We start from the raw sequence: 26,996 nt of genomic DNA, 5'->3' as shown, positions 1-26,996 counted from the left end.
ACTCAGCAGTCGTAGTAGAGCGAGAACTCGTACGGGTGAGGGCGAATCTGCACCGGCAGGATCTCGTTCTCGCGCTTGTACGAGATCCAGGTCTCGATCAGGTCCTCGGTGAACACGCCACCCTCGGTGAGGTAGTCGTGGTCTTCCTCGAGCTTGTCGATGACGCTGGCCAGCGAGGTCGGGGCCTGCGGGATGTTGGCGGCCTCGTCCGGCGGCAGCTCGTAGAGGTCCTTGTCGACCGGGGCCAGCGGCTCGATCTTCTTCTTGATGCCGTCGATACCGGCCATGAGCATCGCCGAGAAGGCCAGGTACGGGTTGCCCGAGCTGTCCGGGCAACGGAACTCGAGGCGCTTGGCCTTCGGGTTGTTGCCGGTGATCGGGATACGCACACACGCCGAGCGGTTGCGCTGGCTGTACACCAGGTTGATCGGGGCCTCGTAGCCCGGCACCAGACGCTTGTAGGAGTTCACCGTCGGGTTGGTGAACGCCAGCAGCGACGGGGCGTGGTGCAGGATGCCGCCGATGTAGTGGCGCGCCATGTCGGACAGGCCCGCGTAGCCGGACTCGTCGTGGAACAGCGGCTTGCCGTCCTTCCACAGCGACTGGTGGGCGTGCATGCCCGAGCCGTTGTCACCGAACAGCGGCTTCGGCATGAAGGTGACGGTCTTGCCGTTCGCCCACGCGGTGTTCTTGATGATGTACTTGAACAGCAGCACGTCATCGGCCGCGGCGAGCAGCGTGTCGAACTTGTAGTTGATCTCGGCCTGGCCGGCGGTGCCGACCTCGTGGTGGCCGCGCTCCAGGGTGAACCCGGCGTTGATCAGATTGGTCGACATCTCGTCACGCAGGTCGACATAGTGGTCGTACGGCGCGACGGGGAAGTAGCCACCCTTGGGGCGGACCTTGTAGCCGCGGTTGGGGGAGCCGTCGGCCTCGTAGGGCTCGCCGCTGTTCCACCAGCCCGACTCGGAGTCGACTTCGTAGAACGTGCCGTTGATCTTCGAGTCGAAGGCCACGGAGTCGAAGATGTAGAACTCGGCCTCGGCACCGAAGTACGCGGTGTCGGCGATGCCGGTGCTCTTCAGGTAGTTCTCGGCCTTGCGTGCGACGTTGCGCGGGTCACGGGAGTAGGCCTCACGCGTGAACGGGTCGTGCACGAAGAAGTTCAGGTTCAGCGTCTTGGCGGCGCGGAACGGGTCGATGCGCGCGGTGTTGGCGTCCGGCAGCAGCATCATGTCGGACTCGTGGATGGACTGGAAGCCGCGCACGGACGAACCGTCGAACGCGAGGCCGTCTTCGAAAACGCTCTCGTCGAAAGCCGAAGCCGGGATCGAGAAGTGCTGGACAACACCAGGCAGATCGCAGAAACGGATGTCGACGTACTCGACGTTCTCGTCCTTGATCAGCTTGAAAATGTCGTCAGACGTCTTTTCTGCCACGTAAGTGATCTCCTTTACTGGTGTTACCCGCGGTTGAACCTAGGGACACGATGTTGCACGCCAATCAACCGTATGTTTCGCGGACGTTACGCGATCGGTGGTTCCTGGAACCGTGGGCCACCCGCCGCGCGGTTCGGTTGCATGAGCGCGCACGCCTATCCTGACACCATGGCAGGTGCTGATGAATTCCGGCTCGGTTCGTGGCTGTCCGGGCCCGAATCGCAGCGCCCCGTTGATGACTCCACGTACCCGGGTAAAGCCCTCGGCCTGCCGGAAACCGGCCCGGGTTCCCTCGCCCGATTCGGGCGCCGCTTCGCCGCGTTGTTGGTGGACTGGCTGATCTGCTACGGCCTCGGCACCCTGAGTGTGGTGTTCGGCGGATTGAGCGAATACGAATACCAATACGTCTGGCACGGCACACCCGCGGTGATCGCCTGGGTCGTCGTCGGCACGGTGTCGGTGCGGCTCTTCACCTTCACGCCGGGCCAGTTCGCACTGGGATTGCGCGTCGTGTCCGTCGGCCGGAGCCAGTACGTCGGCCTCGGCCGCGCCTTCGTCCGCATGCTGCTGGTGTTGCTGGCCGTGCCGGCGCTGTTCACCGACGCCGACGGCCGCGGGCTGCAGGACCGGCTGACCAACACCGCCGTCCTGCGCCGCTGACCGAAGCGATTTGTGCACGATTTTCCGCGGTCAGCGCGGAAAATCGTGCACAAATCGCAGGCGGCGGGCTACTTGCGACGCGCGGTGCGCTGCATGCCCTTCATCTTGGCGCCCGCGGGCAGCGGGCCCTTGGGCAGGCCGCCGGGGCCCAGCTTGGTACCGAGGGCGGCCAGGCGCGACTCGAGGGCGTCCATCTGCTTGGTGGTGATGTTGGCGGGCAGCTTGGTCAGGTGCCGTTCCAGCTTGGCCAGCGGCACCTGGTCCTCTTCGTTGCCGACCACGATGGTGTAGATCGGCACCTCGCCGACCAGTCGTGCGGTGCGCTTCTTCTCCTGCGCCAGAAGCGGTTTCAGGCGCTGCGGCGAACCCTCGCCGACGAAGATCACACCCGGCCGGCCGACCACGCGGTGCACGGCATCGAAGCTGCCGGTGGCGGCGACGCCCTGCGTGACGCGCCACTGGCCGCGCATGTTGTCCAGCGCCCAGGCCGCCGCGCCGGTCTGGCCGTCAGCCTTGCTGTAGACCGACTTCTGCGCGCGTCGGCCGAAGATGATGAACGCGACCAGCGCGCCGAGCAGCACACCCAGGATGGGCAGCGTGATCCAGCTGAAGATGCCGCCGGAGTACGCGGCCATCGCGACGGCGAGCCCCACGATCAGGACGAACGCGCCGATCATGTACGGCAGCAGCCGCTTGTCCTCTTTGCGCTGAATCTGGAACGCCTGCCAGAGCTGGGCTCGGCGCTGCTTCGAAGCGGCCTTGCGCGCCGCCTTCGCCTCGGCCTTCGCGGCCTTCACAGCGGCAGGATTGGTGGTCTTCGCCATGCCACCAGGATAGATTCAGGAAACCGGTGGCCGTAACCGGGCAGCCTGGGCGTACAGCTTGCCGGCTCGGTAGGACGACCGGACCAGCGGTCCGGCCAGGACACCGGCGAACCCGAGACCCTCGGCGAACTGCTGGTGCTCGACGAATTCCTCCGGTCGCACCCACCGCTCGACGGGGTGGTGCCGCGGCGACGGACGCAGGTACTGCGTGATGGTGACGATGTCGCAGCCCGCGTCGTACAGGTCCTGCAGGGCCACCCGGATCTCCTCGGGCGTCTCACCCATACCCAGGATCAGGTTGCTCTTGGTCACCAGGCCGTAGTCGCGGGCGGCGGTGATGACGCCGAGGCTGCGCTCGTAGCGGAACGCCGGGCGGATGCGCTTGAAGATGCGCGGCACGGTTTCGACGTTGTGCGCGAACACTTCTGGACGTGAGTCGAAGACCTCTTCGAGCAGTGCGGGCACACCGTTGAAGTCGGGCGCCAGCAGCTCGACACCGGTGTTCGGGTTGAGCGCGTGGATCTGGCGGACGGTCTCGGCGTACAGCCAGGCGCCGCCGTCGGGCAGGTCGTCGCGGGCCACGCCGGTGATGGTGGAGTACCGCAGGCCCATAGTGTGCACGCTCTCGGCCACCCGGCGCGGCTCGTCCCGGTCCAGGTCGGCGGGCTTGCCGGTGTCGATCTGGCAGAAGTCGCAGCGGCGGGTGCACTGCTCGCCACCGATCAGGAAGGTGGCCTCGCGGTCCTCCCAGCATTCGTAGATGTTGGGGCAGCCGGCCTCTTCGCAGACGGTGTGCAGGCCCTCGCGCTTGACCAGGCTCTTGAGGTCCTTGTACTCCGGGCCCATCTTGAGCTTGGTCTTGATCCACGGCGGCTTGCGCTCGATGGGCGTCTCCGCGTTGCGGACCTCCAGGCGGAGCAGCTTGCGGTTACCGGGATCAACGCTCATGGTGTCGATGTTAGTGCCGCGGCGCCGAGCGCCTTGACGGACGGAGCGCCGAGTACCTCGCACACTGCCTCGGCCACCCGGTCGATGACGTCCTCGGGCGTGATCTCGCGGCCCAACTCCTTCGTCAGCGACGTGACGCCCGCATCGGCGATGCCGCACGGGACGATGCCGCCGAACGCCGTCAGGTCGCAGTTGCAGTTCAGCGAGAAGCCGTGCAGCGTCGTGCCGCGGGCGACGCGGATGCCGATGGCGGCGATCTTGCGTTCGGGCCGCAGGTCGTCGGCCGGCAGCCAGACACCGGACCGGCCGTCCACCCGGATGGTCTGCAGGCCCAGGTCGCCGCACACCGTCATCAGCGCATCCTCGAGCAGCCGAACGAATCTCACGACGTCGAGCGGCTGTGCCAGGCCGATGATCGGGTAGCCCACCAGCTGCCCGGGGCCGTGCCAGGTGATCTTGCCGCCGCGGTCGGTGTCGATGACGGGGGTGCCGTCGACCGGCCGCTCGTGCGGTTCGGTGCGGCGGCCGGCGGTGTAGACGGGCGGATGCTCGAGCAGCAGCAGCGTGTCGTTGCCGCGCTCGTCGGAGCGGGCGGCGGCGAGCTCGCGCTGCAGCTCCCAGGCGTCGTTGTAGTCGATGGTGCCGAGGCGGCGCACGTCGATCGGGCCGCAGGCAGATCGGATCGTCACTGAACTGACGCTACGCCTGCCGGAGTCAGGCCGCGTTGGGGGCGGTGACGTACGACAGCGCCTCGCCGATGGTCCGCTGGTGGAACTCGAAGCCGGCGTCCTCGAGCGCGGCCGGGATGGCCCGCTGGCCGCCGAGCAGTCCCTCCTCGGCGAACTCGCCGAGCGCGGCCCGCAGCGCGAAACCGGGCATCAGCAGCGGGGTGGGGCGGTGCAGTGCCCGCCCCAGCGCCTCGGTGAACTCGCCATTGGTCACCGGCGCCGGGCCCGTCAGATTCAGCGGGCCGGACAGGTCGTCGTGATTGAGCGCGAACAGCAGGGCCCGCACCTCGTCCTCGAGCGTGATCCACGGCATGTACTGGCGCCCACTGCCCAGCCGGGCACCGAGGCCGAGCCCGAAGACCGGGCGGAGCCGAGCCAGCATGCCGCCGGCCGGTGCCAGCACGAGGCCGGTGCGCGCGAGCACGACGCGGACGCCGGCGTCGGCGGCCGGCCGGGTGGCGGCCTCCCAGTCCAGACAGAGCCGGGCCAGGAAGCCGGTGCCGGCGGGGGATCGCTCATCGGCGATGCGGTCGCGCGTATCGCCATAGAAGCCAACGGCACTGGCGTTGATGAGCACGGGCACCCCGGCGTCGACGACGGCGTCGGTCAGCACCTCGGTCGGGACGATCCGGCTGTCACGCAGGCTCTGCTTGAACGCTCCCGACCAGCGGCGCGCCCCGATGCTCACGCCGCACAGGTTGACCACGGCATCGACGTCACGCAGCGTGCGCCAGTCGAAGTCGCCGGCGTCGGGGTTCCAGTACACCTCGTCGGCGTTGGCCGGCTGCCGGCGCACGATGCGCACCACCCGGTGGTCGGTCGCGCGCAGCGCCGACACCAGTGCGGAACCGATGAGTCCCGACGAGCCCGCGATGGCAATGACCGCGTGCGCCATGGGATTACAGCCCCAGGTCGGCCTCGAACGCACCCTCTTCGAGACGACGTTTGATGGTGGTCACGAACCGTCCGGCGTCGGCGCCGTCGATCAGGCGGTGGTCGTAGGTCAGCGGCAGGTAGCAGACCGACCGGACACCGATCGACTCGTTGCCGCTCTCGTCCACGACGACGCGCGGCCGCTTGACGATGGCGCCGGTGCCGAGCATGGCCGCCTGCGGCGGGACCAAGATCGGGGTGTCGAACAGGGCGCCCTGGCTGCCGATGTTGGTGATCGTGAAGGTGCCACCGGCCAGCTCGTCGGGCCGCAGATTGCCCGAGCGGGCGCGGTCGGCGATGTCGACGATCGCCCGCGCGAGGCCACCGAGGGACAGGTCACCGGCGTTGTGCACGACCGGCGACAGCAGGCCCTGCTCGGTGTCCACCGCGAAGCCGAGGTGCTCGGCGTCGTAGTAGGTGATCTCCTTGGTTTCCTCGTTGTAGCTGGCGTTGACGTTCGGGTGGATCTTCAACGCGTCGATCACCGCGCGGGCGATGAACGGCAGGTAGGTCAGGTTCACACCCTCGCGCTCGGCGAACGAGTTCTTGGCGCGCGCCCGCAGCGAGACGATGCGGGTCATGTCGACCTCGTGGGTCTGCGTCAGCTGCGCCGTGGTCTGCAGCGACTCGCGCGTCTTCTTGGCCGTGATCTGCCGGATCCGGGTGGCCTTCTGCGTGGTGCCACGCAGGTGCGCCAGGGCCGGAGCCGGTGCGGCGGCCGGGGCCTTCGCCGCCGGAGCTGCGGGGGCCGGGGCGGACGAAGCGGCGGCAGGTGCGGCCGGGGCCTTGGCGGCCTCCGCCGCGGCGAGCACGTCCTGCTTGCGGATGCGACCACCGACACCGGTGCCCTGCACCGATGCGAGGTCAACGTTGTTCTCGGCAGCCAACTTTCGCACCAGCGGGGTGACGTACGGGCTGGCGTCGTCCGACGACGACGCGGCCGGGGCCGCAGCAGCCGGAGCGGCGGGCGCCGGAGCGGCCGGGGCGGGAGCGGGCGCGGGGGCCGGCGGCGGGGTCGGTGCGGCCGGAGCCGGGGGAGCCGGCGGTGGCGTCGGCGCGGCGGCAGGCTCGGGGGCGGGTGCCGGTGCCGGGGCTTCGGGGGCCGGGGCGGCGGCCGGGGCCGAACCGGCGGCACCGATCTTGGCGAGCTCGCCACCGATGGACACGACGTCGTCCTCGTCGGCGGTGATGGACAGCAGCACGCCGGCGATCGGCGACGGGATTTCGGTGTCGACCTTGTCGGTGGACACCTCGACCAGGGGCTCGTCGACCTCCACGGAGTCGCCGACCTTCTTGAGCCAGCGGGTCACGGTGCCCTCGGTGACGGACTCGCCGAGCGTCGGCATCACGATCGAGGTGGCGTCGGTCGCGTCGGAGGCGGCCGGGGCGGGGGCCGATGCGGGTGCCGGCGCGGGAGTTTCGGCGGCCGGAGCCGGGGCTTCGGCGGCGGGCTCGGGAGCCGGGGTGGGCTCCGGCTCGGGTGCCGCTGCGGGCTCGGGGGCGGACGGAGCCGGGGACTCGCCGGCCTCACCGATGACGGCGAGCTCGCCGCCGATCTCGACCACGTCGTCTTCCTGCGCGACGATCTTGGTCAGGACACCGGCTGCCGGCGACGGGATTTCGGTGTCGACCTTGTCGGTGGACACCTCGAGCAGGGGCTCGTCGACCGCGACGGTGTCGCCCTCCTGCTTGAGCCATCGAGTGACGGTCCCCTCGGTAACGCTCTCACCGAGTGCGGGCATCTGGACGGAGATGGCCATTACGTTGACTCCTCGAAAAGTCGCTCGTCACTTCGAATGTCTACAGGGCCCATCCTGTCATGCTCGCGCAGTCGAGGAGGGGCGGGTCGGGACTTTGTCCCGCTGTGTTGACACCCTCGCTGAGCAGGCTACTGTCGCAATCGAACCAGTACCGGCGGTACGGGATACTTTGAGGTCAGGCGGGTGTGGCGATGCAGTTTGTGGACAGTGCCGACGGGACGCGGATCGCGACCTACGACGAGGGCAACCCCGACGGCCCGGTGATGGTGCTGGTGCACGGCTGGCCCGACTCGCACGACATGTGGGACGCCACGGTGCCGCACCTCGCCGACACCTACCGGGTGATCCGCTACGACAACCGTGGCTCGCGCAATTCCGGTGTGCCCAAGAAGGTTTCGTCGTACACCATGGCGCACTACGCCGACGACTTCGCGGCCGTCATCGCCGCGCTGGCGCCCGGTCAGAAGGTCCACGTGCTGGCCCATGACTGGGGCTCGGTCGGTATCTGGGAGTACCTGTCGCGACCGGAGTCGGTGGACCGCGTCGCGTCGTTCACCTCGACCTCGGGGCCGAGCGCCGACCACACCCGGCGCTTCATCATGGAGGGTCTCAAGCGGCCGTATCAGCCGGCGCGGTTCCTGCAATCGGTGTCGCAGTTCCTGCGGCTGACATACCAGGGCTTCTTCTCGATCCCGCTCGTGGCGCGAGTGCTGGTGCGCGCCAGCGTGCCGACCATCATTCCGCTCCTGCTGAAGTGGCTGGATGGCATGTCCGACAACCAGATTCGGCATTCGGACACCTTCGCGACCGACGCCGCGAACAGCCTCAAGGTGTACCCGGCCAACTACTGGCGCACCCTTTTCAAGGGCCGGCGCGACCACTACGTCACGGTGCCTGTGCAGGTGATCGTCAACCGCGGCGACCAGTTCGTGCGCCCGTACCTGTACAACGAGACGCCCCAATGGGTCTCGCAGTTGTGGCGCCGGGACATCGAGTCGGGACACTGGTCGCCGATGTCACATCCGGAGCTGCTCGCCACCGCCGCCCGCGAACTCGCCGAGCATGTCGCCGGCGCCGCGCCCACGCCAGAGCTGCAACTGGCTCAGGTCGGCAGCAAAGCCGGCTAGGGCGGCCTATCGGGGCGGCTCGCCGTTGACGTTGACGTTGTGCGTGACTTCGCCCTCGTGGTTCACGTTCACGTTGACCGTGGGATTGCAGGCCGGGTTCTGGAACGCGACGCTGTCGCACGGCATGCCGTTGTTGTAGAACAGCCCGCCGCCGTTGTTGTCGCCGTTGTTGTATCCGGGGTCGCACTGATCGTCGCCGCCCAGCCGGTCGATCACATTCCGGAAGGGACACAACTGGTCGGCGATGATGTCCTCGTCTTCGGGATCGGCAAGCGCCTGTGCGGCACCGCTCATCCCGGCTAATTCCATGCCGATAACAGTGGCTGTGACGGCAGCCAGCTGAATGTACTTATTCATGCAGGAACGGTACGCCTCGGACAAGCTCGGCGGTAGAAAAATTCGGCAACTGCCGTCGTCTCAGCTACCGCCGAGCTGTCGTTGTGTGCGTGGTCAGCCGTTGGCGGCGATGTCCTCCAGCACGGCGAACATCGTGCGGGTCGGGACGCCGGTGCCACCCTTGCCGGTGTAGCCCCACGGGCCGCCGGTGTTGTACGCCGGGCCGGCGACGTCGAGGTGTGCCCACTGCACACCGTCGGCGACGAACTCGCGCAGGTACACCCCGGCCACCAGCATGCCCGCGTTGCGCGCGCCGCTGACATTCGCCAGGTCGGCGACCGTCGACTTCAGGTCGTCCTTCAACTCCTCGGGCAGTGGCATCGCCCACGCGTTCTCGCCGACCTGCTGCGACAGCTTCGCGACCCGGTCGCGGAACTCGTCGCTACCCATCACGCCGGGGGTGCGCGTGCCGAGCGCGACCAGTTGCGCGCCGGTCAGCGTCGACGTCTCGATGAGGTAGTCGGGGTTGTCCTCGCAGGCGCGGACGATGGCGTCGGCCAGGATGAGCCGGCCCTCGGCATCGGTGTTGAGCACCTCGATGGTGGTGCCGCCGTACTGCGTCAGGACATCGCCGGGCCGCTGCGCCGTCGACGACGGCATGTTCTCGGCCATGGGGACGGTCGCGGTGACGTCGACCGCCAGCTTCTGACGCGCCGCCAGCACGACGGTCGCGATGACGGCCGCGGCACCGCCCATGTCGGAGGTCATGTGGTGCATGTTGGCGGCCGGCTTGATCGAGATGCCGCCGGTGTCGAAGGTGATGCCCTTGCCCACCAGCGCCACCTTCTTGGCGTTCTTCTTGCCGGAACGGTAGGTCAGCCGCACCAGGCGCGGCCCGCGGGACGAGCCCTTGCCGACACCCACGATGCCGCCGTATCCGGCGTCCTCCAGTTCCTTCTTGCCCAGCACCTCGACCTCGAGGCCCGCCGACTTACCCAAAGCCTTTGCGCGCTTGGCGAATTCGCCCGGGTACAGGTGGCTCGGCGGGGTGTTGACGAAGTCGCGGGCCGTCGCCACGGCAGTCGCGACATCGACGCCGCGGGCCGCTGCGGTCTCGGCGTCGTCGGCGGTGGACAGCACCGTCAGCGCCGTGAGGCCCGCCTCCTTCGGGGCGGTCTTCGCGCTGCGGAATTCGGAGAAGCGGTAGGCGCCGAGGATCAGGCCTTCGACGGCAGCGGCCACGTCCACTTCGGACAGGGTGGTCACGACGGTCTCGGTGCCGTTGAGGGCGCGGGCCGCCACGCCGGCGGCGCGGCGGATGACGTCGGCCGGCCACTCGTCGCGGTCCTTGCCGAGGCCGACGGCCAGCACGCTGGCCACCGGCAGCGACGGCACGAGCACGCGCGTCACCTGCTCGGTCGAACCCTTCGCGCCAAGGGTCTTCAATGCCACCTCGATCTCGCCGGTGGCTTCGGCGTCCAGGAACGGGTTGGCCAGAACCGTGGCCTCGTCGTTCTCGCCGGTGATGACCGGCACGATCAGCACCGCGGCGTCCAGATCGGACGGCAGGGCGGATGCGACGGTGACGGCGGGGGACTGGTAACCGGGTGCGCTGCTCACCGGTCCCACCCTAGTCATCACGCCTGCCGGGCCGCCCGCTCAGCCTCCGGGCACAGCTCGAACGCGGTCACCGGGTCGTTGAAGCCCTTGAGTACCAAAGGCTCCCGCGGCGCCACCGGCCATTTGCCCGGCATGTCGTACCACGGTGCGGCCACCAGAATCTGCCCCGGCTCGGCTGCGGCCACCAGGCGGGCCGCCAGATTCACCGGATTGCCGAAGTAATCACCACCGGTGGCCACCACCGAGCCGAAACTCAGACCGGCCCGCACGCTGATGTGGGCCATCTTCGGCCGCGGATGGTGCACCAGGTCCATGGCGACCCGCGCCAGCGACTCGGGTGTGGCACTGACCCACATCACCGCATCGCCGATGAACTTGACCACCCGGCCGCCGTCGGCGTGCACCACGTCGTTCGTGATGGCGTTGAACTCGTTGAGCAGGCTGGTCAGGTCGGCCGGCGTGAGCCGTTGCGTGAGCTGCGTGAAATTGGACAGGTCGGCAAACCCGACACCGCAGTCCACCGTCAATGGCTCGCGGCGGGCGACGGCATCGAAATACGTTCGGGCAGCGAACAAGTGGTGGCGGTGAAAGGAGTCGATCATGCCGCCGATGCGCGGAATGAAGGCGGCCGCCGATCGGTAGGCCTGCGCCGTCACGAGTTCGTCGTGGCTGTGGGCCAGGTCGAGTTCCGGCAGACCGGCGCGGCTCATCGACGCCAGCGCCTCGGCCACCCGCGCCACACTGGCGCCGATCACCCGGAGGAAGCCCGTCGCGGCGTCGTCGCCGATCGCCGTCCGCAGGTCGGCCCAGGTGCGCAGCGCCTCGATGTCGTTGTCGGTGAGCGTCGGTGTGTTCGGGTCGGCGACCGTCAGGCCCAGCACCGCCCAGGCCTGCTCGACGTCGGCCAGCGGTAATCCGAGCGCCTCAGCGGCGGCGGTCAGGCTGTGGCTGGGCTGCCCCGACCACTGCACGACGTCGCCGGCCAAGCCGAACAACCGCCCCTGGCGCTCGGCCGTGACCATCTGCTCCGCGGTGAAGCCCAGGCCGTCCAGATACTCGATGAGCGGTGCGCGCCGGCGGGCATCGGCGATGCCCGCGGCTTCCAGGGCGTCGAAATCGACCACGAAACGAGTCTGCCAGCTACCGGGGGACCGGCGGGGCGATCTGACCATCGATAACGCCTCGGATCACAGCCACATACCGACTGCGATCCGAGGCGCAAGCACTAGGCTGACTGGCCGTGAGCGAACTGTTGCAGGGCCCGCTGGAAGACCGTCACCGCGAACTCGGGGCGAGTTTCGCCGAATTCGGGGGCTGGTTGATGCCGGTGTCGTACGCCGGCACCGTGGCCGAGCACAACGCCACCCGCGAGACCGTCGGGCTCTTCGACGTCAGCCACCTCGGCAAGGCGCTCGTGCGTGGCCCCGGCGCCGCCGAGTTCGTCAACTCCGCCTTCACCAACGACCTGCGCCGCATCGGTCCGGGCAAGGCGCAATACACGTTGTGCTGCAACGAGTCCGGCGGCGTGATCGACGATCTGATCGCCTACTACGTCTCCGCCGACGAGATCTTCCTGGTGCCCAACGCGGCCAACACCGCCGCCGTCGTCGCCGAGCTGCAGCGCGTCGCCCCGCCCGAACTGACCATCACCGACGAGCACCGCTCCTACGCCGTGCTCGCGGTGCAGGGGCCGAAATCCACCGACGTGCTCACCGCGCTCGGGCTGCCGACCGACATGGACTACATGGGCTACGCCGACGCCGAGTACAACGGCGTCCCGGTTCGGGTGTGCCGCACCGGCTACACCGGTGAGCACGGCTACGAACTGCTGCCCGAGTGGGACCGCGCGGGCGTGGTCTTCGACGCGCTCGTCGCCGCGGTCAAGGATGCCGGCGGTGAACTCGCCGGGCTGGGCTCGCGCGACACCCTGCGCACCGAGATGGGCTACCCGCTGCACGGACATGAACTGTCGCTGGACATTTCGCCGCTGCAGGCCCGCTGCGGCTGGGCCATCGGCTGGAAGAAGGACGCCTTCTGGGGCCGCGACGCGCTGCTCGCGGAGAAGGAAGCCGGGCCGAAGCGGACGCTGCGCGGCCTGAAGGCTGTCGGACGTGGCGTGCTGCGGGCCGGTTTGACAGTGTTGGACGCCGGGGCGAGCGAAGCGACGGGGGAGGTACCTGCCAAGCCGGTGGGCATCACCACGTCGGGCACCTTCTCGCCGAGCCTCAAGGTCGGCATCGCGCTGGCACTGCTCGACACCGCGGCCGACATCGCCGACGGCGCGCGGGTGACCGTCGACGTCCGCGGCCGGGCGCTCGAATGCGAGGTCGTGGCGCCGCCGTTCGTGGCGGCCAAGACGCGTTAGCCGCGGCGAAAACGCGCTAGCCACGGGCGATACAATCGGCATATGACCGATGGCCCCCTCGAATTCACCGTTTCGCGCGCGAGCAACCCGGCGAGCGATGAGGTAAGGGCTCAGGTTCTGGCCGACCCCGGATTCGGGCGGTTCCACACCGACCACATGGTGGCCATCGACTACACCGTCGACCGTGGCTGGCACGACGCACGGGTCACCGAATACGGGCCCATCGAGCTCGATCCGTCGGCGATCGTCCTGCACTACGCGCAGGAGGTCTTCGAGGGTCTGAAGGCGTACCGCTGGAATGACGGCTCGATCGTGTCGTTCCGTCCGGAGGCCAACGCCGCCCGGCTGCAGTCGTCGTGCCGGCGCCTGGCCATCCCGGAGCTGCCCGGCGACGTCTTCGTCGAGTCACTGCGCCAGCTGATCGCCGTCGACAACGAATGGGTGCCGGCCGCCGGTGGTGAGGCGTCGCTGTACCTGCGCCCGTTCATCATCGCCACCGAGCCCGGCCTGGGTGTGCGCCCCGCCAACGAGTACCGCTATCTGGTGATCGGTTCGCCCGCCGGCGCGTACTTCAAGGGCGGCATCAAGCCGGTGTCGGTCTACCTGTCCACCGAGTACGTGCGGGCCAGCCCGGGCGGCACCGGCGCGGCCAAGTTCGGCGGCAACTACGCCGCGTCGCTGCTGGCGCAGGCGCAGGCCGCCGAGATGGGCTGCGACCAGGTGGTCTGGCTGGACGCCATCGAGCGCCGGTACGTCGAAGAAATGGGTGGCATGAACCTGTTCTTCGTGTTCGGCAGTGGTGGTTCGGCACGACTGGTCACCCCCGAGCTGTCCGGCTCGCTCCTGCCCGGCATCACGCGGGACTCGTTGCTGCAGTTGGCGGTTGACGCCGGCTTCGCCGTCGAGGAACGCAAGATCGACATCGACGAGTGGCAGAAGAAGGCCGCCGCGGGGGAGATCACCGAGGTGTTCGCCTGCGGTACCGCCGCCGTCATCACGCCCGTCGCGCATGTGAAGTACGGGCACGGCGAATCGGCCGGCGAGTTCACCATCGGCGACGGCCAGCCCGGTGAGGTCACCATGGCGCTGCGCGACACCCTGACCGGCATTCAGCGCGGCACCTTCGCCGACACCCACAACTGGATGACCCGCCTGGGCTGATCACGGCCAACGTGAAGAAGATCGCGAGAAATCTCGCGATCTTCTTCACATTCGGCGGCTAGTGGACGGCCAGCCCGAGGGCAGTCAACGTGGTCGTGACTTCGACGGCCGCACCCAGTACGTCGCCGGTGATCCCACCGAACCGGCGGACGCAGTGCGCCACCAGTAGTGCGGTGATTCCCAGCGCGACCAGCACGGCCACCGGACCCTGCCACAGCCGCGGCGTCGCCCACGCGGACGCCGCGGCCACCGCCACCGTCCACGCCGCGACCACCCCCACCGGCTGACTGCCGGCGACCATCGCGCCCAACGTGCTGCCCGGCGCGGCCGGTACCGACGTGCGGCAGGCCGCCAGCGCGGCGACACGGCCTGCGGTGACAGCGACGACGACCGCCACCGGGCTCAGCGCGGCGAACGTCATGCTCTGCGCGCCGATCGCCACCACGATCGCGGCCACCCCGAACGGACCCGCGGTGCCACCGCGCATGACGGCCAGCGCCCGTTCGGGCGGTCCGTAACAGCCGAGGCCGTCGACGGTGTCGGACAGCCCGTCGATGTGCAGGCCCCGGGTCAGTAGAAGTAGTACCGCCACCGCGAGCAGCCCGGCGAGTGGGCCGGTCACGTACACCTGCCCGGCGCCCCACACGACGGCCGCGGCGATACCACCGAGAACGATGCCGACCGCTGGCAGTGCGGTCAGTGTGCCCCGCCCGAACGGCCGGTCACTGCGCACCGGCAGGACGGTGCTGAACGCGAAAGCCGAAGCGAGGGAACCGATCACAGTCAGTGTGCGGGTTTGTCGGTGACGTTCGCCTCGCCGAACGTGGCCATCGACGCCAGCGTCGCGACCGCGGCCCGCAGCACGGGCAGCGCCACCGCCGCGCCGCTGCCTTCGCCGAGGCGCATGCCGAGGTCCAGGATCGGGGTCAACTGCAGGCGCTGCAGCGCCACCGCGTGAGCGGGTTCGGTCGACAGGTGGCCGGCCTGCCACCATGCCTTCGCGCCGGGGGCCAGCCGGTCGGCGACGAGCGCCGCGGCGGTCACCACCATGCCGTCGAGCAGCACCGGGGTGCGCCGGAGGGCGGCCTGGGCCAGGAAGCCCGCCATGGCGCCCAGGTCCGCACCGCCGCAAACGGCAAGCAGCGCAACGGGATCGGCCTTCACCTGGCGCGCGCGGAACAGCGCGTCGCGGATGGCCGCGGTCTTGCGGGCCCAGCCCTCGTCGTCGACGCCGGTGCCGCGGCCCACCACGGCGACGGGTTCGGTCGCCGTCAGGGCAGCGACCAGAGTCGTTGCCGGAGTGGTGTTTCCGATGCCCATGTCGCCGGCGATGAGCAGGTCGGCGCCGGCGTCGACCTCCTGATCGGCAATGGTGCGGCCCGCCGCGATCGCCGCGATGGCCTCCTCGGTCGACAGCGCGTCCTCGACGGCGATGTTGCCGCTGCTGCGTCGCACCTTGTGGGCGCCGATCGCGGGGGAGTGGGCCTCGCCGTCGACGGCGATGTCGGCCACGCGCACGGTCGCGCCGGCCACCTCGGCCAGCACGTTGATGGCGGCGCCGCCGGCGTCGAAGTTCGCCACCATCTGCGCGGTGACCTCGGACGGGAACGCCGAGACGCCGGACGCCGTCACCCCGTGGTCGCCGGCGAACACCACGATGCGGGCGCGCTCGAATTGCTTTGGGGGACAGACGCCTTGGCACGCCGACACCCAGACCGACAGATCCTCGAGGCGTCCCAGGGAGCCCGGCGGCTTGGTCAGGGTCAGCTGGCGCGCGAGGGCGGCCTCCCGCACATCGGCGTCCGGTTTGGTGAGGTCGGGGAACTGGGCGCGGGGATCGCTCATCGGGGCTCCTTGACGGTGAGAGGCTGGCCGGCCACCACCAGCACCACGCGGTCGCAGACGGCGGCCAGGCGCTGGTTGAGCGAGCCCAGCTCGTCGGCGAACCGGCGGCCCGACTCCGTGGCGGGGACGACGGTCAGGCCGACCTCCGGGCTGACCAGGGCCAGTGGCGCGGTGAATTCGTGGACCGCAGAGGTCAATTCGTCGATATCGGTCCGAAGGGAGGCGCCGGACCGAGCCCCTTCCCATGCGCCGCGCCGGTCCATGGCGGCGACCAGCCAGCCGCCGATGTCGTCCACCATGGTGGCGGCGCCGGCGGCACGCAAAGTCGTTGCCACGTCAGCGGATTCGATGGTCGACCAGTGTGCCGGCCGGCGGTTCCGGTGAGCCGAAACCCGGGCCGCGAAGTCGGCGTCGCCGTCGACGGACCCGGTCGCGACATAGCGCACCGATCCGTTCGGACCCGCCGCACCGGCGACCCAATCCTCGGCCCACTGCGACTTGCCCGACCGGATGCCGCCGAGCACCAGGGTGCGCACCGGGTTCAGTCGACCTTGTCTCCGCGGTTGACCTGCGGCTTCGGCACGCGCATCCGGCGCAGCTGCGAGGCCCGGCTGGACGCGTAGAAGCCCAGCTTCCAACCACTTTCGGTGTTGCCCGGGAACTTCGCGTCGACCCGCTTGTTGATGCGCCGGCTCAGCAGCACACCGTCGATGGCCATGATCACCATCAGACCCAGCATCGCGACCGACAGCAGGCCCTGGGTCTGCACGGGCGGCAGCGCCATCATGAAGAACACCAGCACCAGCGCCGACGGCATGAACAGCCCCAGCACGTTGCGCCGGGAATCGACGAGATCGCGGACGTAGCGCTTGACCGGACCCTTGTCGCGGGGCAGCAGGTAGGCCTCGTCGCCGGCCATCATCTTGGCGCGGCGCGCATCCATGTCGGCGCGGCGGGCCACTCGGTCGGCCTTGCGCTCTTCCTTGGTCTTCGAGTTGCGCAGTTCCTTGCGGCGCTTACGTGCCTCGGCCGTCGTCATCGGCGCCGGTGCGACCGGGCCGCGCTTGCGGTTCGCGCTCTGCTTGGGGGTCGGGCGGCCCTTGGGCGCCGTGGTGCGGGCCCCGGCGTCGTCGCCCGAGTCGACGGTCACGTCGACGTCGTCAGCATTGCCGCTCTCGTCTCCGGAGTCGGCGTTGTCCTTCTTGCGGCCCAGCAGATTCACGGTGTCAGGTTACTTCGGTGGCCGGGCTCGGCCGTCATGCACCCGAGCTGTGGGCGGCTTAACCTGCTCCGATGAGAGTTCTGGTCGCCCCCGACTGTTACGGCGACAGCCTCACCGCGGTCGAGGCCGCGGCGGCGATCGCCGCGGGCTGGGCCGCCGCGCGGCCGGCCGACGCGCTGGTGCTCGCCCCGCAGTCCGATGGCGGCCCGGGCTTCGTCGACGTCCTGGCCGAACGGTTGGGCGGGCTGCAGACCGCGACGGTGCGCGGCCCGCTGGATCGCGACGTCACCGCGCACTGGGTGTTGCACCAGGACACCGCCTACATCGAGTGCGCGCAGGCCTGCGGATTGGCACAGCTCGGCGGGCCGCCGACGGTGCGGACCGCGCTGGATGCCACCAGCTTCGGCGTGGGCCAGCTTGTCGACGCGGCGCTGACGGCGGGCGCGCAGAAGGTGGTCGTGGGCCTCGGCGGCAGTTCGTGCACCGACGGCGGTCTCGGTCTCGTCGCGGCGCTGGGCGGGCTGACGCCGGCATGTCAGCGACTGGCCGGTGTTGAGCTCATCGTCGCGTCCGACGTCGAGCACCCACTTTTGGGGCCGATGGGTGCGGCGGCGGTGTTCGGTCCGCAGAAGGGGGCCGATCCCGCCACGGTGGAGCTGCTGGAGCAGCGGCTCACGGCGTGGGCCCGCGAACTCGAATCGGTGGCCGGCCGGGACGTCGCCGTCGAACCGGGAGCCGGCGCTGCCGGCGGCCTGGGCGCGGCGCTGCTGGCGCTGGGCGGACGGCGCGAGTCGGGCGCGACGGTCATCGCCACACACACCGGGCTGGCTGCGGACCTGGCTGCCGCCGACCTCGTCATCACCGGTGAGGGCCGGTTCGACGACCAGTCGCTGCACGGCAAGGTGATCAGCGCGCTGGTGGGCCAGGCCGCCGGCACGCCTGTGCTGGTGCTGGCCGGGCAGGTGACGCTGGACCCTTCGGCGCTGGCCGCCGCCGGGATCGCGGCCGCGTATTCGATCACCGACCACGCCGGCTCGGTGGAACTGGCCATGAGCGATGCGGCCAACCAGCTGACCGGATTAGCTACGGGCGTAGCCGCTGAACTCGGGAATACCGGCCCGACAAGGTACCGTTGATGGTGCCTGGATAGTGCCAGGCAATCGATGCACCAGGGAGATGCAATGACTGTTGAGGACGCGACCAGCACCGGTACCTCGACCGAGACCCACGGCGTGATCTTGTCGGACGCGGCGGCCGCCAAGGCCAAGGCTCTGCTGGACCAGGAAGGCCGTGACGACCTCGCGCTGCGTATCGCCGTGCAACCGGGCGGCTGCGCCGGCCTGCGTTACAACCTCTTCTTCGATGACCGCACGCTCGATGGTGACCTCACCACCAACGTGGGCGGCGTCAACCTGACCGTCGACCGGATGAGTGCCCCGTACGTCCAGGGCGCCACCATCGACTTCGTCGACACCATCGAGAAGCAGGGCTTCACCATCGACAACCCGAACGCCACCGGCTCCTGCGCCTGCGGCGATTCGTTCAACTGAGATAGCCGACCGTGCTGGTCCGGCGGTCTCCTACAGGGAGTCCGCCGGACGCGGCAGGTACGAGCAGACCAGGGTCTCGCGCGGCTGCACCAGCAGCTGTGCGACAGCCTGCAATTCGTTGTTCTTCGGTCCCGAACCGCGCGGCAGCCGGCCCGACGGCGCCACCTTCATGGTGAACAGCACCTGCGCCTGATTCGGTGACAGCATCACGATCTTGTCGATCGACGTCACATCCGCCTGACCGAACTGCTTGCGGAACGCATCACTGGCCAGATTCGCCACCGTGAAATCCGTGGCGTGATCCTTGATGCCGTCATACAGGCCGCACAGGGCATGGCGTGCCACGGTCTGCTTGTCCTGCTGTAACAGCGCGTTGAGATAGCCCTGGATGGCGGACTTCGCGGAGGCGTCGGTCAGGCCGCGATCGCTGGTGCTGCGCACCGCGAAGATGATGCCGCCGATGACGGCGACGACCGCAAGCACAGCGCCGACGACCAGCAGGATTCGCTTGGTGTTGTTACCGCCGCCCGACGGGTATTCCACGGCCGGTGGGAGAGTCGTCGGGTACGACGTCGGCGGGCCGCTGTAAGGGGCACCGTAGGTGGAGTTCCCCGGACCCGGCTGCGGGGGGATCGATTCCGGGTACGGATATGCGCCGTCCATGTTGTCCACAGGCTAGCGCACCCGGGCAGGGCAGCCCGGACCTCAGCCTGGGTAAGCTCGCCGAATGACCATTGCCGTGACCGGATCGATCGCGACCGACCATTTGATGCGCTTCCCCGGCCGATTCGCCGAGCAGTTGCTGGCCGAACACCTGCAGAAGGTGTCGCTGAGCTTCCTGGTCGACGACCTGGTGGTGCACCGCGGCGGCGTCGCCGGCAACATCGCCTACGCCATCGGCATCCTGGGCGGCAGCCCGACGCTGGTCGGCGCGGTGGGCAAGGACTTCGACGATTACCGCGGCTGGCTGACGTCGCACGGCGTCGACTGCTCGCAGGTGCTGGTGTCCGACTCCGCCTACACCGCACGATTCGTTTGCACCACCGACGAGGACATGGCGCAGCTGGCGTCGTTCTATCCGGGTGCCATGTCGGAGGCGCGCAACATCAAGCTTGCCGATCTCGTCGCCGCTCAGGGTGAGCCCGAGCTCGTGATCATCGGGGCCAACGACCCCGAGGCCATGTTCCTGCACACCGAGGAATGCCGGAAGCTGGGTCTGCCGTTCGCCGCGGACCCCAGCCAGCAGCTGGCCCGCCTGTCGGGCGAGGAGATCCGTCGCCTCATCGACGGCGCCGCCTACCTGTTCACCAACGACTACGAGTGGGACCTGCTGCTGCAGAAGTCCGGCTGGTCCGAGGCCGAGGTGATGAGCCAGATCGAGCTGCGCGTCACCACGCTGGGGGAGAAGGGCGTCGACATCGTCGGCCGTGACGGCTCGTTCGTCCACGTCGACGTCGTGCCCGAGAACGAGAAGGTCGACCCGACCGGTATCGGTGACGCGTTCCGCGCCGGCTTCCTCACCGGCCGCGGCGCCGGCCTGAGCCTCGAGCGGGCCGCTCAGCTGGCCTCGCTCGTGGCCACCCTGGTGCTCGAGGCCCCGGGTCCGCAGGAGTGGACCTGGGACAAGACGACTGCGCTGCCGCGGCTGTCGGCCGCGTTCGGCGCCGAAGCGGCCGACGAGATCGCCGCAGCGCTCGCATAAGCACTACGCCGAAAGTGCGGGAAACGACCGAATTCAGTGCGAATTCGCGGTCGTTTCCCGCACTTTCGGCGTAGTGGTCAGAGTTCGACGGGGTAGACGGGCTCGCTGATCTGCGGCGTGACGCTGCCCTCGATGAAGATGGCGTGCCACAGCATGAAGATCAGCACCGTCCACAGCCGGCGGCTGTGATCGCTGACGCCGCCCCGGTGCTCCTCGAGCATCTGGCGGACGGCGTCGAGGTCGATGAGATGCCCGGCCTGCGACGCGTCGACCGTCGCGTAGGCCCACTCCAGCAGTTCGCCCGAGCGCAGCCAGTGCCGGATCGGCACCGGGAACCCCAGCTTCGCGCGGTGCAGCACATGCGCCGGGACGATGGGCTCGAGGGCCCGCCGCAGTGCGTACTTGGTCGTGGTGCGGGTGATCTTCTGGTCGTACGGCAGCTTGGACGCGACCGCGAACACCTCGGGATCCAGGAACGGCACCCGCAGTTCCAGGGAATTGGCCATGGTCATCTTGTCGGCCTTGACCAGGATGTCGCCGCGCAGCCAGGTGAACAGGTCCAGATGCTGCATGCGCGCCACGGGGTCCCAGCCCGCGGACTCGGCGTAGATCGGCGCCGTCACGTCGGTGTGGGTCCACTCCGGGTTGAACTGCGCCAGGGTTGCCTGCAGTTGCTCGTCGGAGAAGCTGCGGGCGTTGCCGTAGTAGCGCTCCTCGAGCGTCAGCGACCCGCGGTGCAGCAGGCTCTTGCCGCGCATGCCGTCGGGCAGTGACTTCGAGGCCTTGCCGAGCCCGCGCCGCAGTCCCCGCGGGACACGGTCGAAGGCCTTGAGCGACAACGGTTCCCGGTAGATGGTGTAGCCGCCGAACAGCTCGTCGGCGCCCTCACCGGAGAGCACCACCTTGACGTGCTTGCGGGCCTCGCGGGCGATGAAGAACAAGGGCACCAGCGCCGGGTCGGCCACCGGCTCGTCCAGGTACCAGACGATCTCGGGCAGCGCCGCGACGAACTCGGCCTGGCTGACGACCTTGGTCACGTGCCGCGCCCCGATGGCCTCGGCGGAGGCGACGGCGACGTCGACCTCCGAAAAGCCTTCGCGCTCAAAGCCCGTCGTGAAGGTGATCAGCTTGGGGTTGTGCCGCATCGCCAGCGCGGCGATCGCGGTCGAGTCGATGCCGCCGGACAGGAACGCGCCGACGGTGACGTCGGCCCGCATGTGCTTGGCGACGGAATCCTCCAGGACGGCGGTGATCTCGTCGTACCGGGCCTGCTCCTGCCCTGTGACAAATGGCACAGCGGCGAACTTCGGCTTGAAGTAGCGCGTCACCTCGGGCTGCTGGCCCGGGCGAATCCGGGCATAGCTGCCCGACTCCAGCCGCCGGATCCCGCGCTGCAGGGTCTCGGGTTCGGGCACGTACTGCAGCACCGTGTAGTGCTGGACGGCACGTTCGTCGATGCTCAGGTCGACGCCGGCACGGGCCGCCAGGTCGAGAATGCACTTCTTCTCGCTGCCCACGATGGTGCCGCCCGGGCCCGTCGCCAGATACAGCGGTTTGATACCGAACGGGTCCCGCGCGCAGAACAACTCGCGGGTCTCGGTGTCCCACAGCGCGAAGGCGAACATCCCGCGCAAGCGGTTCAGCGCCGCGGTGCCCCAGTAGTGGTAGGCAGCGACGATCGCCTCGCTGTCGCCCTCGGTGGCGAACTCGGCACCGAACTCGGCGCGCAGTTCCTCGCGCAGCTCGAGGTAGTTGTAGATCTCGCCGTTGAACACCAGCGCGTAGCGATTCGGCGCCTCGGGCGGACCCCAGCGCAGCGGCTGGTGGCTGTGCGCGATGTCGATGATCGACAGTCGGTTGAAGCCGAACACGACGGTGTGATGACCGTCGCTCGGATCGCTGTCGTCGGCCCAGGCGCCCGACTCGTCCGGACCCCGGTGGCGCATCGGATGCGTGGCATCCGAGACCGCGTTCACCAGGTCAGTGGAATGGTCGGCAACAGGGTCGGCCAGGTAGGCCAGCAGTCCGCACACGGCGCCAGTATGCCTGTTCAGGCAGGTGAACTCAGAACCGACGTTGCCGATTGGCCGGTCGCTTCGCTCGGCGCTGCGGGCGTGGTCTACGCTGCGTAGTATTCGACCGGCTTGACCGACTCCTAGGAGGGCCTCAACGTGACCGCTCGCGGGCTCCGTTTGGTGGCGTTGTCCGCCATTCTCGGCGCGTCGACGCTGCTGCTCAGCGGATGCAGCTGGCAAGAAGTCTTCGGCCTGGGTTGGCCGACCGGCATCACGCCAGAAGCGCACGCAAACCGTGACCTCTGGGTGTGGTCGGTTATCGCTTCGTTCGTCGTCGGCGCCATCGTTTGGGCGCTGATCTTCTGGGCGATGGCGTTCCACCGCAAGAAGAAGACGGACACCGAGCTGCCGCGCCAGTTCGGCTACAACATGCCGCTGGAACTGGTGCTGACCGTCGTGCCGTTCCTCATCATCTCGGTGCTCTTCTACTTCACCGTCGTGGTGCAGGAGAAGATGATGGACCACAGCAAGCCCGCTGAGGTCACCATCGACGTCACCGCGTTCCAGTGGAACTGGAAGTTCGGCTACCAGAAGGTCGCCTTCAAGGACAACACCTTCTCTTACGACGGCGCCGACGCGGCCCGTAAGGAAGCCATGAAGTCCAAGCCCGAGGGCAAGGACGAGCACGGCGAGGAGAAGGTCGGCGCGATCCGCGGCGAGAACCCCGAGGACCGCAGCTACCTGAACTTCGACAAGGTCGAGACCATCGGCACCAGCACCGAGATTCCGATCCTGGTCCTGCCGAAGGGCAAGCGCATCGAGTTCCAGATCGCCTCGGCTGACGTCATCCACGGCTTCTGGGTGCCGGAGTTCCTGTTCAAGCGGGACGTCATCCCGAACCCCGAGGCCAACCACTCGGACAACATCTTCCAGGTCAGCGAGATCGAGAAGACCGGTCCGTTCGTGGGCCGCTGCACCGAGATGTGCGGCACGTACCACTCGATGATGAACTTCGAGGTGCGCGTCGTGGAGCCGGAGCAGTTCAAGGCTTACCTGCAGTACCGCATCGACCACCCGAAGGCGACCAACGCCGACGCCCTGGTGTCGATCGGCCTGCCGCCGGTGGCCCAGACGACCCATCCGTTCGACTCTCGCCGCGGCGAGCAGGTCGGTTCGCCGGCTCAGGCGAGCAAGTAGGGGATACGCCATGCATATCGAAGCCCGACTTTTCGAGATTCTGACTGCCTTCTTCGCCTTGGCGACCGTCGGCTACGGCGCGCTGACCGCGCTGTACGCCAACGGTGGCATCGAGTGGGCCGGCACCACCGCGCTGGTGCTGACCACCGGTCTGTCGCTGATCATCGGCACGTTCTTCCGGTTCGTGGCCCGTCGCCTCGACACCCGGCCCGAGGACTACGAAGACGCCGAGGTCTCCGACGGTGCCGGCGAGCTGGGCTTCTTCAGCCCGCACAGCTGGTGGCCGCTGCTGATCGCCCTGTCGGCCTCGACCACCGCGGTCGGTATCGGCCTGTGGCTGCCCTGGCTGATCGTCGCCGGCGTCTGCTTCGTGCTGGCCACCGTCGCCGGCCTGGTTTTCGAGTACTACACCGGTCCCGAGAAGCACTAGACACCTACGGCCCCTGTGACCTGATCGCTCTGCGGTCAGGTCACAACCGTATGTCAGATGGTCCTCTGGCACCGTCCGGTACGGCCATGCCGGGCCCATGTTGGGTAATGTCTGCCAAAGGCTGGACTGTCGCCGCAAGCGGCGTTCACCAGCTACAGCGACACAGTGGTCGAGAGGGATAGGCGTACGTGAGCGGGTCACATTCCCCGGGCTCGGATGATGCGGCCCGGGAGTCATCGGGAGTCGGTGAAGGCACCGGCGAAACCGAGATCTATTCGCAGGCCTACTCTGCGCCCGAGTCCGAGCACTTCACCATCGCGCCGTACGTGCCGCCGGAGCCCGCGCTGTACGACTACGACAGCTACGAGGCCAAGTCCGAAGCCGACGACACCCCGCCGCCGCGGTGGCCGTGGGTTGTCGGCGTCGTGGCGATCATCGCGGCCATCTCGCTGGTGGCGTCCGTCGCCATCCTGGTGACCCGCAACACCGATTCCGAGAATGTGGCGACGCCGTCGACCAGCACCACCTCGGCGCCGCCGTTCCAGGACGAGTTCACCACCACGACCACGCCGCCGCCTCCGCCCACGACAACCGAGGCGCCCCCGCCGCCACCACCTCCGCCGCCCCCGTCGACGGTGACCGTGACGCAGCCGCCGCCACCTCCGCCGTCGGAAGAGCCGCCGCCTCCGCCGCCCAGCTCCGCCGCGGCCGCGCCGCCGGCGACGACGTCCGCGCCGCCGACCGGGCCGCGCTATGTCACGTACCGGATTTGGGGCACGAAAGCGCCGCTGGACCGCATTTCGGTGACGTACACCGACGCCGCGGGACGCCAGCGCACCCAGCAGAACGTCTACATCCCGTGGATGATCACTCTGACACCGATCTCGATGTCCGACGTGGGCTCGGTGCAGGCCTCCAGCCTGCTGCGGTTGAGCCACCTGAACTGTTCGATTGTGACGAGCGACGGCCAGACACTGGCCTCGCAGACCAACGATGATTGGCAGACGAGCTGTTAAATGCCGTACAACGCTGAGACTTCAACCCGGTCGCGAGTGACCGGCGGTAGCCCCGACCAGTTGGACCGTCTTCTGCTCGGCGGCTCGGTGGCCGTGTGGCTCGCGGCCCTGGGCGCCGGCGTGGCCGCCGTCGTCGCGATGGTCGACCTCGGCACCCGGCACCCGTCGGGTGCCGGGTCGTCGCACACGCCGTGGCTGCTGTACTCGGTCATCGCGGTATCCGCGGCGGTGATCGTGGGCGCCATTCCGCTGTTGTTGCGCGCCCGTCGCGGTGGGGCAGCGCCGCTGCCGCTGCTCGGCGGCGGGCCGTCCGAGGCCGACGACCGTCGTCCCGCCGGTGAGCTCCCGCAGAGTGCCCTGCGCTCCTTCGACGATCCGGTCGTGCGCCGCTACTCGGCGTCGCCGGCGACGAGCATGCTGGGCTTTCCGGTGGCGGCGGTGGATCAGCTGTGGCTGCGCTGCACGCTCGGGATCGCCGCGGCCATGGGTGGCGCGACACTGTTCGTCTTCCTGGGCGCGTACATGCTGGCCGACCGCCACGACGAGTTGGCCTGGATCCTGTACGGCCTGGCCCTGATCATCACGGCTGCCATGGTGGCCATTCCGTGGTACTGCCTGCGCAGCCTGCACGCCGTGTTGGAGGCGTCGGCCGAGGACGCCCGCGCGGCTTAGCGTTCCGCGAACGCACGGATGGTGCGCCGCGCGGTCTCACTCAGGTGGTCGGGCGTGATCGCGTCCGCGGTGAAGAGTGCGCGGAAATAGACCGGACCCGCAGCCATCTCCAGCACCGCGCGCGGGTCGGTGCCCGGCGGGATTTCGCCGCGGGTGATCGCGCGGTCGACGACAGCGCCGCTGCGCCGGAAGCGTTCCTCCCAGAACCTGGTCTGCGTGGTTCGCACGTCGTCGCTGTCGTCGGCGCCCGTCAGCGCGGCGTAGAGGACGGCGCGGATGGCCCGGTCGGACAGTGCGGTGACGATGTCCGAGAGCAGCTGCTCGAGGTCTGCCTGCAGTGACCCGGTGTCCGGCGTCGCGACATTGCTCTCCGTGAAGCGCGCCAGCAGGTCGGCGACCAGGGCGGCCTTCGTCGGCCACCGGCGGTAGACGGTCGTCTTGTTCACCTGCGCCCGCTTGGCCACATCGGACAGTTGCAGGTTGTCGTACCCGATCTCGGTCAGGAGTTCGAGGGTCGCCGCGTGGACGGCGGCAACAACACGCGCGGACCGGCCACCTGGTCGCGGCCGGGGGACTGCGGAGTCTTGACTGGGCATCGCACTCCATCATATAAAAGCAACTACAGATGCTTTTAGTGTAGGAGGTGTTCGCATGCCGGACCAGACGCTCACCATCGACGCCGTGATCGGGGGGCGTGCGGTAGCTCGCGACGAGGTGCTCGCCTGGGAGGCCAGGCGCCTGCCGAAGGCCGCCGGCAAGATCGGTCTGCCGGTGCCCGCCGGGGATATCGCCCGGCAGCGAACAGCTTTCGCCGACGCCAAACTGGCTCTGGGCGCCGACGACATCCGTTGTCGCTTGGCGCGTGACATCCGGGCGGCCGGCGTGGTGGCCCGTGGTACGACGCGGTTGTCGTTCGGACGTCGTGCGACGAGTGTGTGCGACCTGTACGTGACCGGCGGCAGCGCCCGCGCGTTCGTGGACTGGTTCACCGACGACGGCCGAGCCGACTACGCGCGCAGCATGATCGCCGCCAACCCCGACCACTTCCTCATCGACACCGCCCCGGACGGCCGGCAGGAGGTCATCGAGACGACCGGCGGAAGTCCATTGGCGACGCGGTTCTTCGTCGACTACGACGACACGTCACCGCTCGTGACGCCCCGTGACCCCGCGTTCCCCGTCGAGGCGGCGGGGGTCGCGCGTACCGAGGGCGGCTTGGCGATCGGCGGCGTCCGGCATGAATTCCGCGACGAAGCGGGCGGCTTCCATGCCCGGCTGTGCGTCGAATTCCCTTGGCTCACCGCGCCGTACCTGATCGCACAGCATCGCTGGCACCTGGCGTGCGAGTTCAGCAACTGGATCGAGGCGGCGTTCGCGGCAACCGGATAGGCGTGGGTCACCGGGGTAGGGGAGTGGACCCGAAAACGACTTCGGCCCGGTCTGGTG

28 protein-coding genes are annotated in these 26,996 nt (G+C 68.9%); 12 read left to right on the top strand and 16 right to left on the bottom strand.

The window, feature by feature from the left end; all coding sequences use genetic code 11:
- Positions 1-2: 2 nt before the first annotated feature.
- Complete coding sequence (gene glnA / locus ACJH6J_RS11670) at positions 3-1,439, bottom strand: type I glutamate--ammonia ligase (protein ID WP_073698180.1); 1,437 nt, start codon at positions 1,437-1,439, stop codon at positions 3-5.
- Between the two features lie 168 nt (positions 1,440-1,607).
- Between glnA and ACJH6J_RS11665 the strand changes: the two genes are divergently transcribed.
- Positions 1,608-2,099 (top strand): RDD family protein, encoded by a 492-nt coding sequence (locus ACJH6J_RS11665; RefSeq protein WP_212812119.1) that lies wholly within the window; start codon positions 1,608-1,610, stop codon positions 2,097-2,099.
- Between the two features lie 68 nt (positions 2,100-2,167).
- Here the strand turns inward: ACJH6J_RS11665 and ACJH6J_RS11660 are convergent, their stop codons facing one another.
- The 5 genes from ACJH6J_RS11660 to sucB are packed head-to-tail and all read right to left on the bottom strand — an operon-like array spanning position 2,168 to position 7,292.
- Complete coding sequence (locus ACJH6J_RS11660; protein WP_212812118.1) at positions 2,168-2,923, bottom strand: DUF4191 domain-containing protein; 756 nt, start codon at positions 2,921-2,923, stop codon at positions 2,168-2,170.
- Between the two features lie 15 nt (positions 2,924-2,938).
- On the bottom strand, positions 2,939-3,871 hold the full coding sequence (lipA, locus tag ACJH6J_RS11655; protein WP_020103549.1) for a lipoyl synthase: 933 nt from the start codon (positions 3,869-3,871) through the stop codon (positions 2,939-2,941).
- Complete coding sequence (lipB, locus tag ACJH6J_RS11650) at positions 3,868-4,560, bottom strand: lipoyl(octanoyl) transferase LipB (protein WP_212812117.1); 693 nt, start codon at positions 4,558-4,560, stop codon at positions 3,868-3,870. Before lipB ends, lipA begins: the two co-directional genes overlap by 4 nt.
- Positions 4,561-4,585: 25 nt before the next feature.
- A complete protein-coding gene (locus tag ACJH6J_RS11645; RefSeq protein ID WP_212812116.1) occupies positions 4,586-5,494 on the bottom strand; it encodes a TIGR01777 family oxidoreductase in 909 nt (302 codons plus the stop codon).
- A 4-nt stretch (positions 5,495-5,498) separates the two neighbouring features.
- A complete protein-coding gene (gene sucB / locus ACJH6J_RS11640; RefSeq protein WP_346414659.1) occupies positions 5,499-7,292 on the bottom strand; it encodes a 2-oxoglutarate dehydrogenase, E2 component, dihydrolipoamide succinyltransferase in 1,794 nt (597 codons plus the stop codon).
- Positions 7,293-7,483: 191 nt separating this feature from the next.
- Between sucB and ACJH6J_RS11635 the strand changes: the two genes are divergently transcribed.
- Positions 7,484-8,419: an alpha/beta fold hydrolase gene (locus ACJH6J_RS11635; protein WP_212812115.1), complete on the top strand. Its 936-nt coding sequence runs from the start codon at positions 7,484-7,486 to the stop codon at positions 8,417-8,419.
- 6 nt (positions 8,420-8,425) lie between these two features.
- Here the strand turns inward: ACJH6J_RS11635 and ACJH6J_RS11630 are convergent, their stop codons facing one another.
- The 3 genes from ACJH6J_RS11630 to ACJH6J_RS11620 form a co-directional block, all read right to left on the bottom strand.
- Positions 8,426-8,776: a hypothetical protein gene (locus ACJH6J_RS11630; RefSeq protein ID WP_212812114.1), complete on the bottom strand. Its 351-nt coding sequence runs from the start codon at positions 8,774-8,776 to the stop codon at positions 8,426-8,428.
- 93 nt (positions 8,777-8,869) lie between these two features.
- Positions 8,870-10,393 (bottom strand): leucyl aminopeptidase, encoded by a 1,524-nt coding sequence (locus ACJH6J_RS11625; RefSeq protein WP_371824532.1) that lies wholly within the window; start codon positions 10,391-10,393, stop codon positions 8,870-8,872.
- On the bottom strand, positions 10,393-11,547 hold the full coding sequence (locus ACJH6J_RS11620) for an adenylate/guanylate cyclase domain-containing protein (RefSeq protein ID WP_212812112.1): 1,155 nt from the start codon (positions 11,545-11,547) through the stop codon (positions 10,393-10,395). Before ACJH6J_RS11620 ends, ACJH6J_RS11625 begins: the two co-directional genes overlap by 1 nt.
- 68 nt (positions 11,548-11,615) lie before the next feature.
- Here ACJH6J_RS11620 and gcvT point away from each other — a divergent pair, with 68 nt between their 5' ends.
- Positions 11,616-12,740: a glycine cleavage system aminomethyltransferase GcvT gene (gcvT, locus tag ACJH6J_RS11615; protein ID WP_212812111.1), complete on the top strand. Its 1,125-nt coding sequence runs from the start codon at positions 11,616-11,618 to the stop codon at positions 12,738-12,740.
- A gap of 42 nt (positions 12,741-12,782) precedes the next feature.
- Entirely contained in the window at positions 12,783-13,901 is a 1,119-nt protein-coding gene (locus ACJH6J_RS11610; protein ID WP_020103558.1) for a branched-chain amino acid aminotransferase, read from the top strand.
- A 58-nt stretch (positions 13,902-13,959) separates the two neighbouring features.
- Here ACJH6J_RS11610 and ACJH6J_RS11605 read toward each other — a convergent pair whose 3' ends face one another.
- Genes ACJH6J_RS11605 through ACJH6J_RS11590 form a run of 4 tightly spaced genes read right to left on the bottom strand, consistent with a single transcriptional unit; the run spans position 13,960 to position 16,968 of the window.
- Complete coding sequence (locus ACJH6J_RS11605; protein ID WP_212812110.1) at positions 13,960-14,682, bottom strand: adenosylcobinamide-GDP ribazoletransferase; 723 nt, start codon at positions 14,680-14,682, stop codon at positions 13,960-13,962.
- A 2-nt stretch (positions 14,683-14,684) separates the two neighbouring features.
- Positions 14,685-15,746 (bottom strand): nicotinate-nucleotide--dimethylbenzimidazole phosphoribosyltransferase, encoded by a 1,062-nt coding sequence (gene cobT, locus ACJH6J_RS11600; protein WP_406784176.1) that lies wholly within the window; start codon positions 15,744-15,746, stop codon positions 14,685-14,687.
- Positions 15,743-16,282, bottom strand: a complete 540-nt coding sequence (locus ACJH6J_RS11595) for a bifunctional adenosylcobinamide kinase/adenosylcobinamide-phosphate guanylyltransferase (protein ID WP_406803964.1) — start codon at positions 16,280-16,282, stop codon at positions 15,743-15,745. The genes cobT and ACJH6J_RS11595 overlap by 4 nt, the downstream gene beginning before the upstream one ends.
- Before the next feature lie 5 nt (positions 16,283-16,287).
- A complete protein-coding gene (locus ACJH6J_RS11590) occupies positions 16,288-16,968 on the bottom strand; it encodes a DUF3043 domain-containing protein (RefSeq protein ID WP_212812107.1) in 681 nt (226 codons plus the stop codon).
- A gap of 71 nt (positions 16,969-17,039) precedes the next feature.
- Here ACJH6J_RS11590 and ACJH6J_RS11585 point away from each other — a divergent pair, with 71 nt between their 5' ends.
- The gene (locus ACJH6J_RS11585) at positions 17,040-18,104 is read left to right on the top strand and encodes a glycerate kinase (RefSeq protein ID WP_406803963.1); all 1,065 of its coding nucleotides are present in this window, start codon (positions 17,040-17,042) and stop codon (positions 18,102-18,104) included.
- Positions 18,105-18,149: 45 nt separating this feature from the next.
- Positions 18,150-18,518 carry an iron-sulfur cluster assembly accessory protein gene (locus tag ACJH6J_RS11580; protein WP_020103564.1) on the top strand — a complete coding sequence of 123 codons (369 nt, stop codon included), beginning with the start codon at positions 18,150-18,152 and terminating at the stop codon, positions 18,516-18,518.
- 30 nt (positions 18,519-18,548) lie between these two features.
- On the opposite strand, the gene ACJH6J_RS11575 is transcribed toward ACJH6J_RS11580, so the two are convergent.
- Positions 18,549-19,181, bottom strand: coding sequence for a hypothetical protein (locus ACJH6J_RS11575; protein ID WP_212812105.1), 633 nt, complete (start codon positions 19,179-19,181; stop codon positions 18,549-18,551).
- A gap of 64 nt (positions 19,182-19,245) precedes the next feature.
- Between ACJH6J_RS11575 and ACJH6J_RS11570 the strand changes: the two genes are divergently transcribed.
- Positions 19,246-20,220, top strand: coding sequence for a carbohydrate kinase family protein (locus tag ACJH6J_RS11570; RefSeq protein WP_406803962.1), 975 nt, complete (start codon positions 19,246-19,248; stop codon positions 20,218-20,220).
- Positions 20,221-20,297: 77 nt separating this feature from the next.
- Here ACJH6J_RS11570 and asnB read toward each other — a convergent pair whose 3' ends face one another.
- Positions 20,298-22,253, bottom strand: a complete 1,956-nt coding sequence (gene asnB / locus ACJH6J_RS11565; protein WP_212812103.1) for an asparagine synthase (glutamine-hydrolyzing) — start codon at positions 22,251-22,253, stop codon at positions 20,298-20,300.
- Between the two features lie 138 nt (positions 22,254-22,391).
- On the opposite strand from asnB, the gene ACJH6J_RS11560 reads away from it, so the two are divergent.
- From ACJH6J_RS11560 to ACJH6J_RS11545, 4 genes are all read left to right on the top strand, one after another.
- A complete protein-coding gene (locus tag ACJH6J_RS11560) occupies positions 22,392-23,432 on the top strand; it encodes a cytochrome c oxidase subunit II (RefSeq protein WP_212812102.1) in 1,041 nt (346 codons plus the stop codon).
- 10 nt (positions 23,433-23,442) lie between these two features.
- Positions 23,443-23,862 (top strand): cytochrome c oxidase subunit 4, encoded by a 420-nt coding sequence (locus tag ACJH6J_RS11555; protein WP_020103569.1) that lies wholly within the window; start codon positions 23,443-23,445, stop codon positions 23,860-23,862.
- A 188-nt stretch (positions 23,863-24,050) separates the two neighbouring features.
- On the top strand, positions 24,051-24,878 hold the full coding sequence (locus tag ACJH6J_RS11550) for a hypothetical protein (RefSeq protein WP_212812101.1): 828 nt from the start codon (positions 24,051-24,053) through the stop codon (positions 24,876-24,878).
- Complete coding sequence (locus ACJH6J_RS11545; RefSeq protein WP_212812100.1) at positions 24,879-25,550, top strand: DUF2561 family protein; 672 nt, start codon at positions 24,879-24,881, stop codon at positions 25,548-25,550.
- Here the strand turns inward: ACJH6J_RS11545 and ACJH6J_RS11540 are convergent.
- Positions 25,547-26,146 carry a TetR/AcrR family transcriptional regulator gene (locus tag ACJH6J_RS11540; protein ID WP_212812099.1) on the bottom strand — a complete coding sequence of 200 codons (600 nt, stop codon included), beginning with the start codon at positions 26,144-26,146 and terminating at the stop codon, positions 25,547-25,549. The genes ACJH6J_RS11545 and ACJH6J_RS11540 overlap by 4 nt on opposite strands.
- 55 nt (positions 26,147-26,201) lie before the next feature.
- Here ACJH6J_RS11540 and ACJH6J_RS11535 point away from each other — a divergent pair, with 55 nt between their 5' ends.
- Positions 26,202-26,939 carry a hypothetical protein gene (locus ACJH6J_RS11535; protein WP_212812098.1) on the top strand — a complete coding sequence of 246 codons (738 nt, stop codon included), beginning with the start codon at positions 26,202-26,204 and terminating at the stop codon, positions 26,937-26,939.
- Positions 26,940-26,996 lie beyond the last annotated feature (57 nt).

It is taken from the genome of Mycobacterium sp. SMC-18, assembly GCF_045310895.1.
Taxonomy (GTDB): Bacteria; Actinomycetota; Actinomycetes; order Mycobacteriales; family Mycobacteriaceae; genus Mycobacterium.
Note: the sequence above shows the minus strand (reverse complement) of the source record. Positions and strands in the feature narration are given on the sequence as shown.

Excerpts from the sequence above, each read along its gene's own strand:
- ACJH6J_RS11580 (WP_020103564.1), top strand. The coding sequence starts at position 18,150 with ATGACTGTTGAGGACGCGACCAGCACCGGTACCTCGACCGAGACCCAC.
- ACJH6J_RS11665 (WP_212812119.1), top strand. The coding sequence starts at position 1,608 with ATGGCAGGTGCTGATGAATTCCGGCTCGGTTCGTGGCTGTCCGGGCCC.
- ACJH6J_RS11540 (WP_212812099.1), bottom strand. The coding sequence starts at position 26,146 with ATGCCCAGTCAAGACTCCGCAGTCCCCCGGCCGCGACCAGGTGGCCGG.
- ACJH6J_RS11575 (WP_212812105.1), bottom strand. The coding sequence starts at position 19,181 with ATGGACGGCGCATATCCGTACCCGGAATCGATCCCCCCGCAGCCGGGT.
- sucB (WP_346414659.1), bottom strand. The coding sequence starts at position 7,292 with ATGGCCATCTCCGTCCAGATGCCCGCACTCGGTGAGAGCGTTACCGAG.
- ACJH6J_RS11570 (WP_406803962.1), top strand. The coding sequence starts at position 19,246 with ATGACCATTGCCGTGACCGGATCGATCGCGACCGACCATTTGATGCGC.
- ACJH6J_RS11585 (WP_406803963.1), top strand. The coding sequence starts at position 17,040 with ATGAGAGTTCTGGTCGCCCCCGACTGTTACGGCGACAGCCTCACCGCG.
- ACJH6J_RS11620 (WP_212812112.1), bottom strand. The coding sequence starts at position 11,547 with ATGGTCAGATCGCCCCGCCGGTCCCCCGGTAGCTGGCAGACTCGTTTC.
- ACJH6J_RS11645 (WP_212812116.1), bottom strand. The coding sequence starts at position 5,494 with ATGGCGCACGCGGTCATTGCCATCGCGGGCTCGTCGGGACTCATCGGT.
- ACJH6J_RS11535 (WP_212812098.1), top strand. The coding sequence starts at position 26,202 with ATGCCGGACCAGACGCTCACCATCGACGCCGTGATCGGGGGGCGTGCG.
- ACJH6J_RS11660 (WP_212812118.1), bottom strand. The coding sequence starts at position 2,923 with ATGGCGAAGACCACCAATCCTGCCGCTGTGAAGGCCGCGAAGGCCGAG.
- ACJH6J_RS11610 (WP_020103558.1), top strand. The coding sequence starts at position 12,783 with ATGACCGATGGCCCCCTCGAATTCACCGTTTCGCGCGCGAGCAACCCG.
- ACJH6J_RS11625 (WP_371824532.1), bottom strand. The coding sequence starts at position 10,393 with ATGACTAGGGTGGGACCGGTGAGCAGCGCACCCGGTTACCAGTCCCCC.
- ACJH6J_RS11555 (WP_020103569.1), top strand. The coding sequence starts at position 23,443 with ATGCATATCGAAGCCCGACTTTTCGAGATTCTGACTGCCTTCTTCGCC.
- ACJH6J_RS11545 (WP_212812100.1), top strand. The coding sequence starts at position 24,879 with ATGCCGTACAACGCTGAGACTTCAACCCGGTCGCGAGTGACCGGCGGT.
- ACJH6J_RS11630 (WP_212812114.1), bottom strand. The coding sequence starts at position 8,776 with ATGAATAAGTACATTCAGCTGGCTGCCGTCACAGCCACTGTTATCGGC.
- cobT (WP_406784176.1), bottom strand. The coding sequence starts at position 15,746 with ATGAGCGATCCCCGCGCCCAGTTCCCCGACCTCACCAAACCGGACGCC.
- ACJH6J_RS11635 (WP_212812115.1), top strand. The coding sequence starts at position 7,484 with ATGCAGTTTGTGGACAGTGCCGACGGGACGCGGATCGCGACCTACGAC.
- lipA (WP_020103549.1), bottom strand. The coding sequence starts at position 3,871 with ATGAGCGTTGATCCCGGTAACCGCAAGCTGCTCCGCCTGGAGGTCCGC.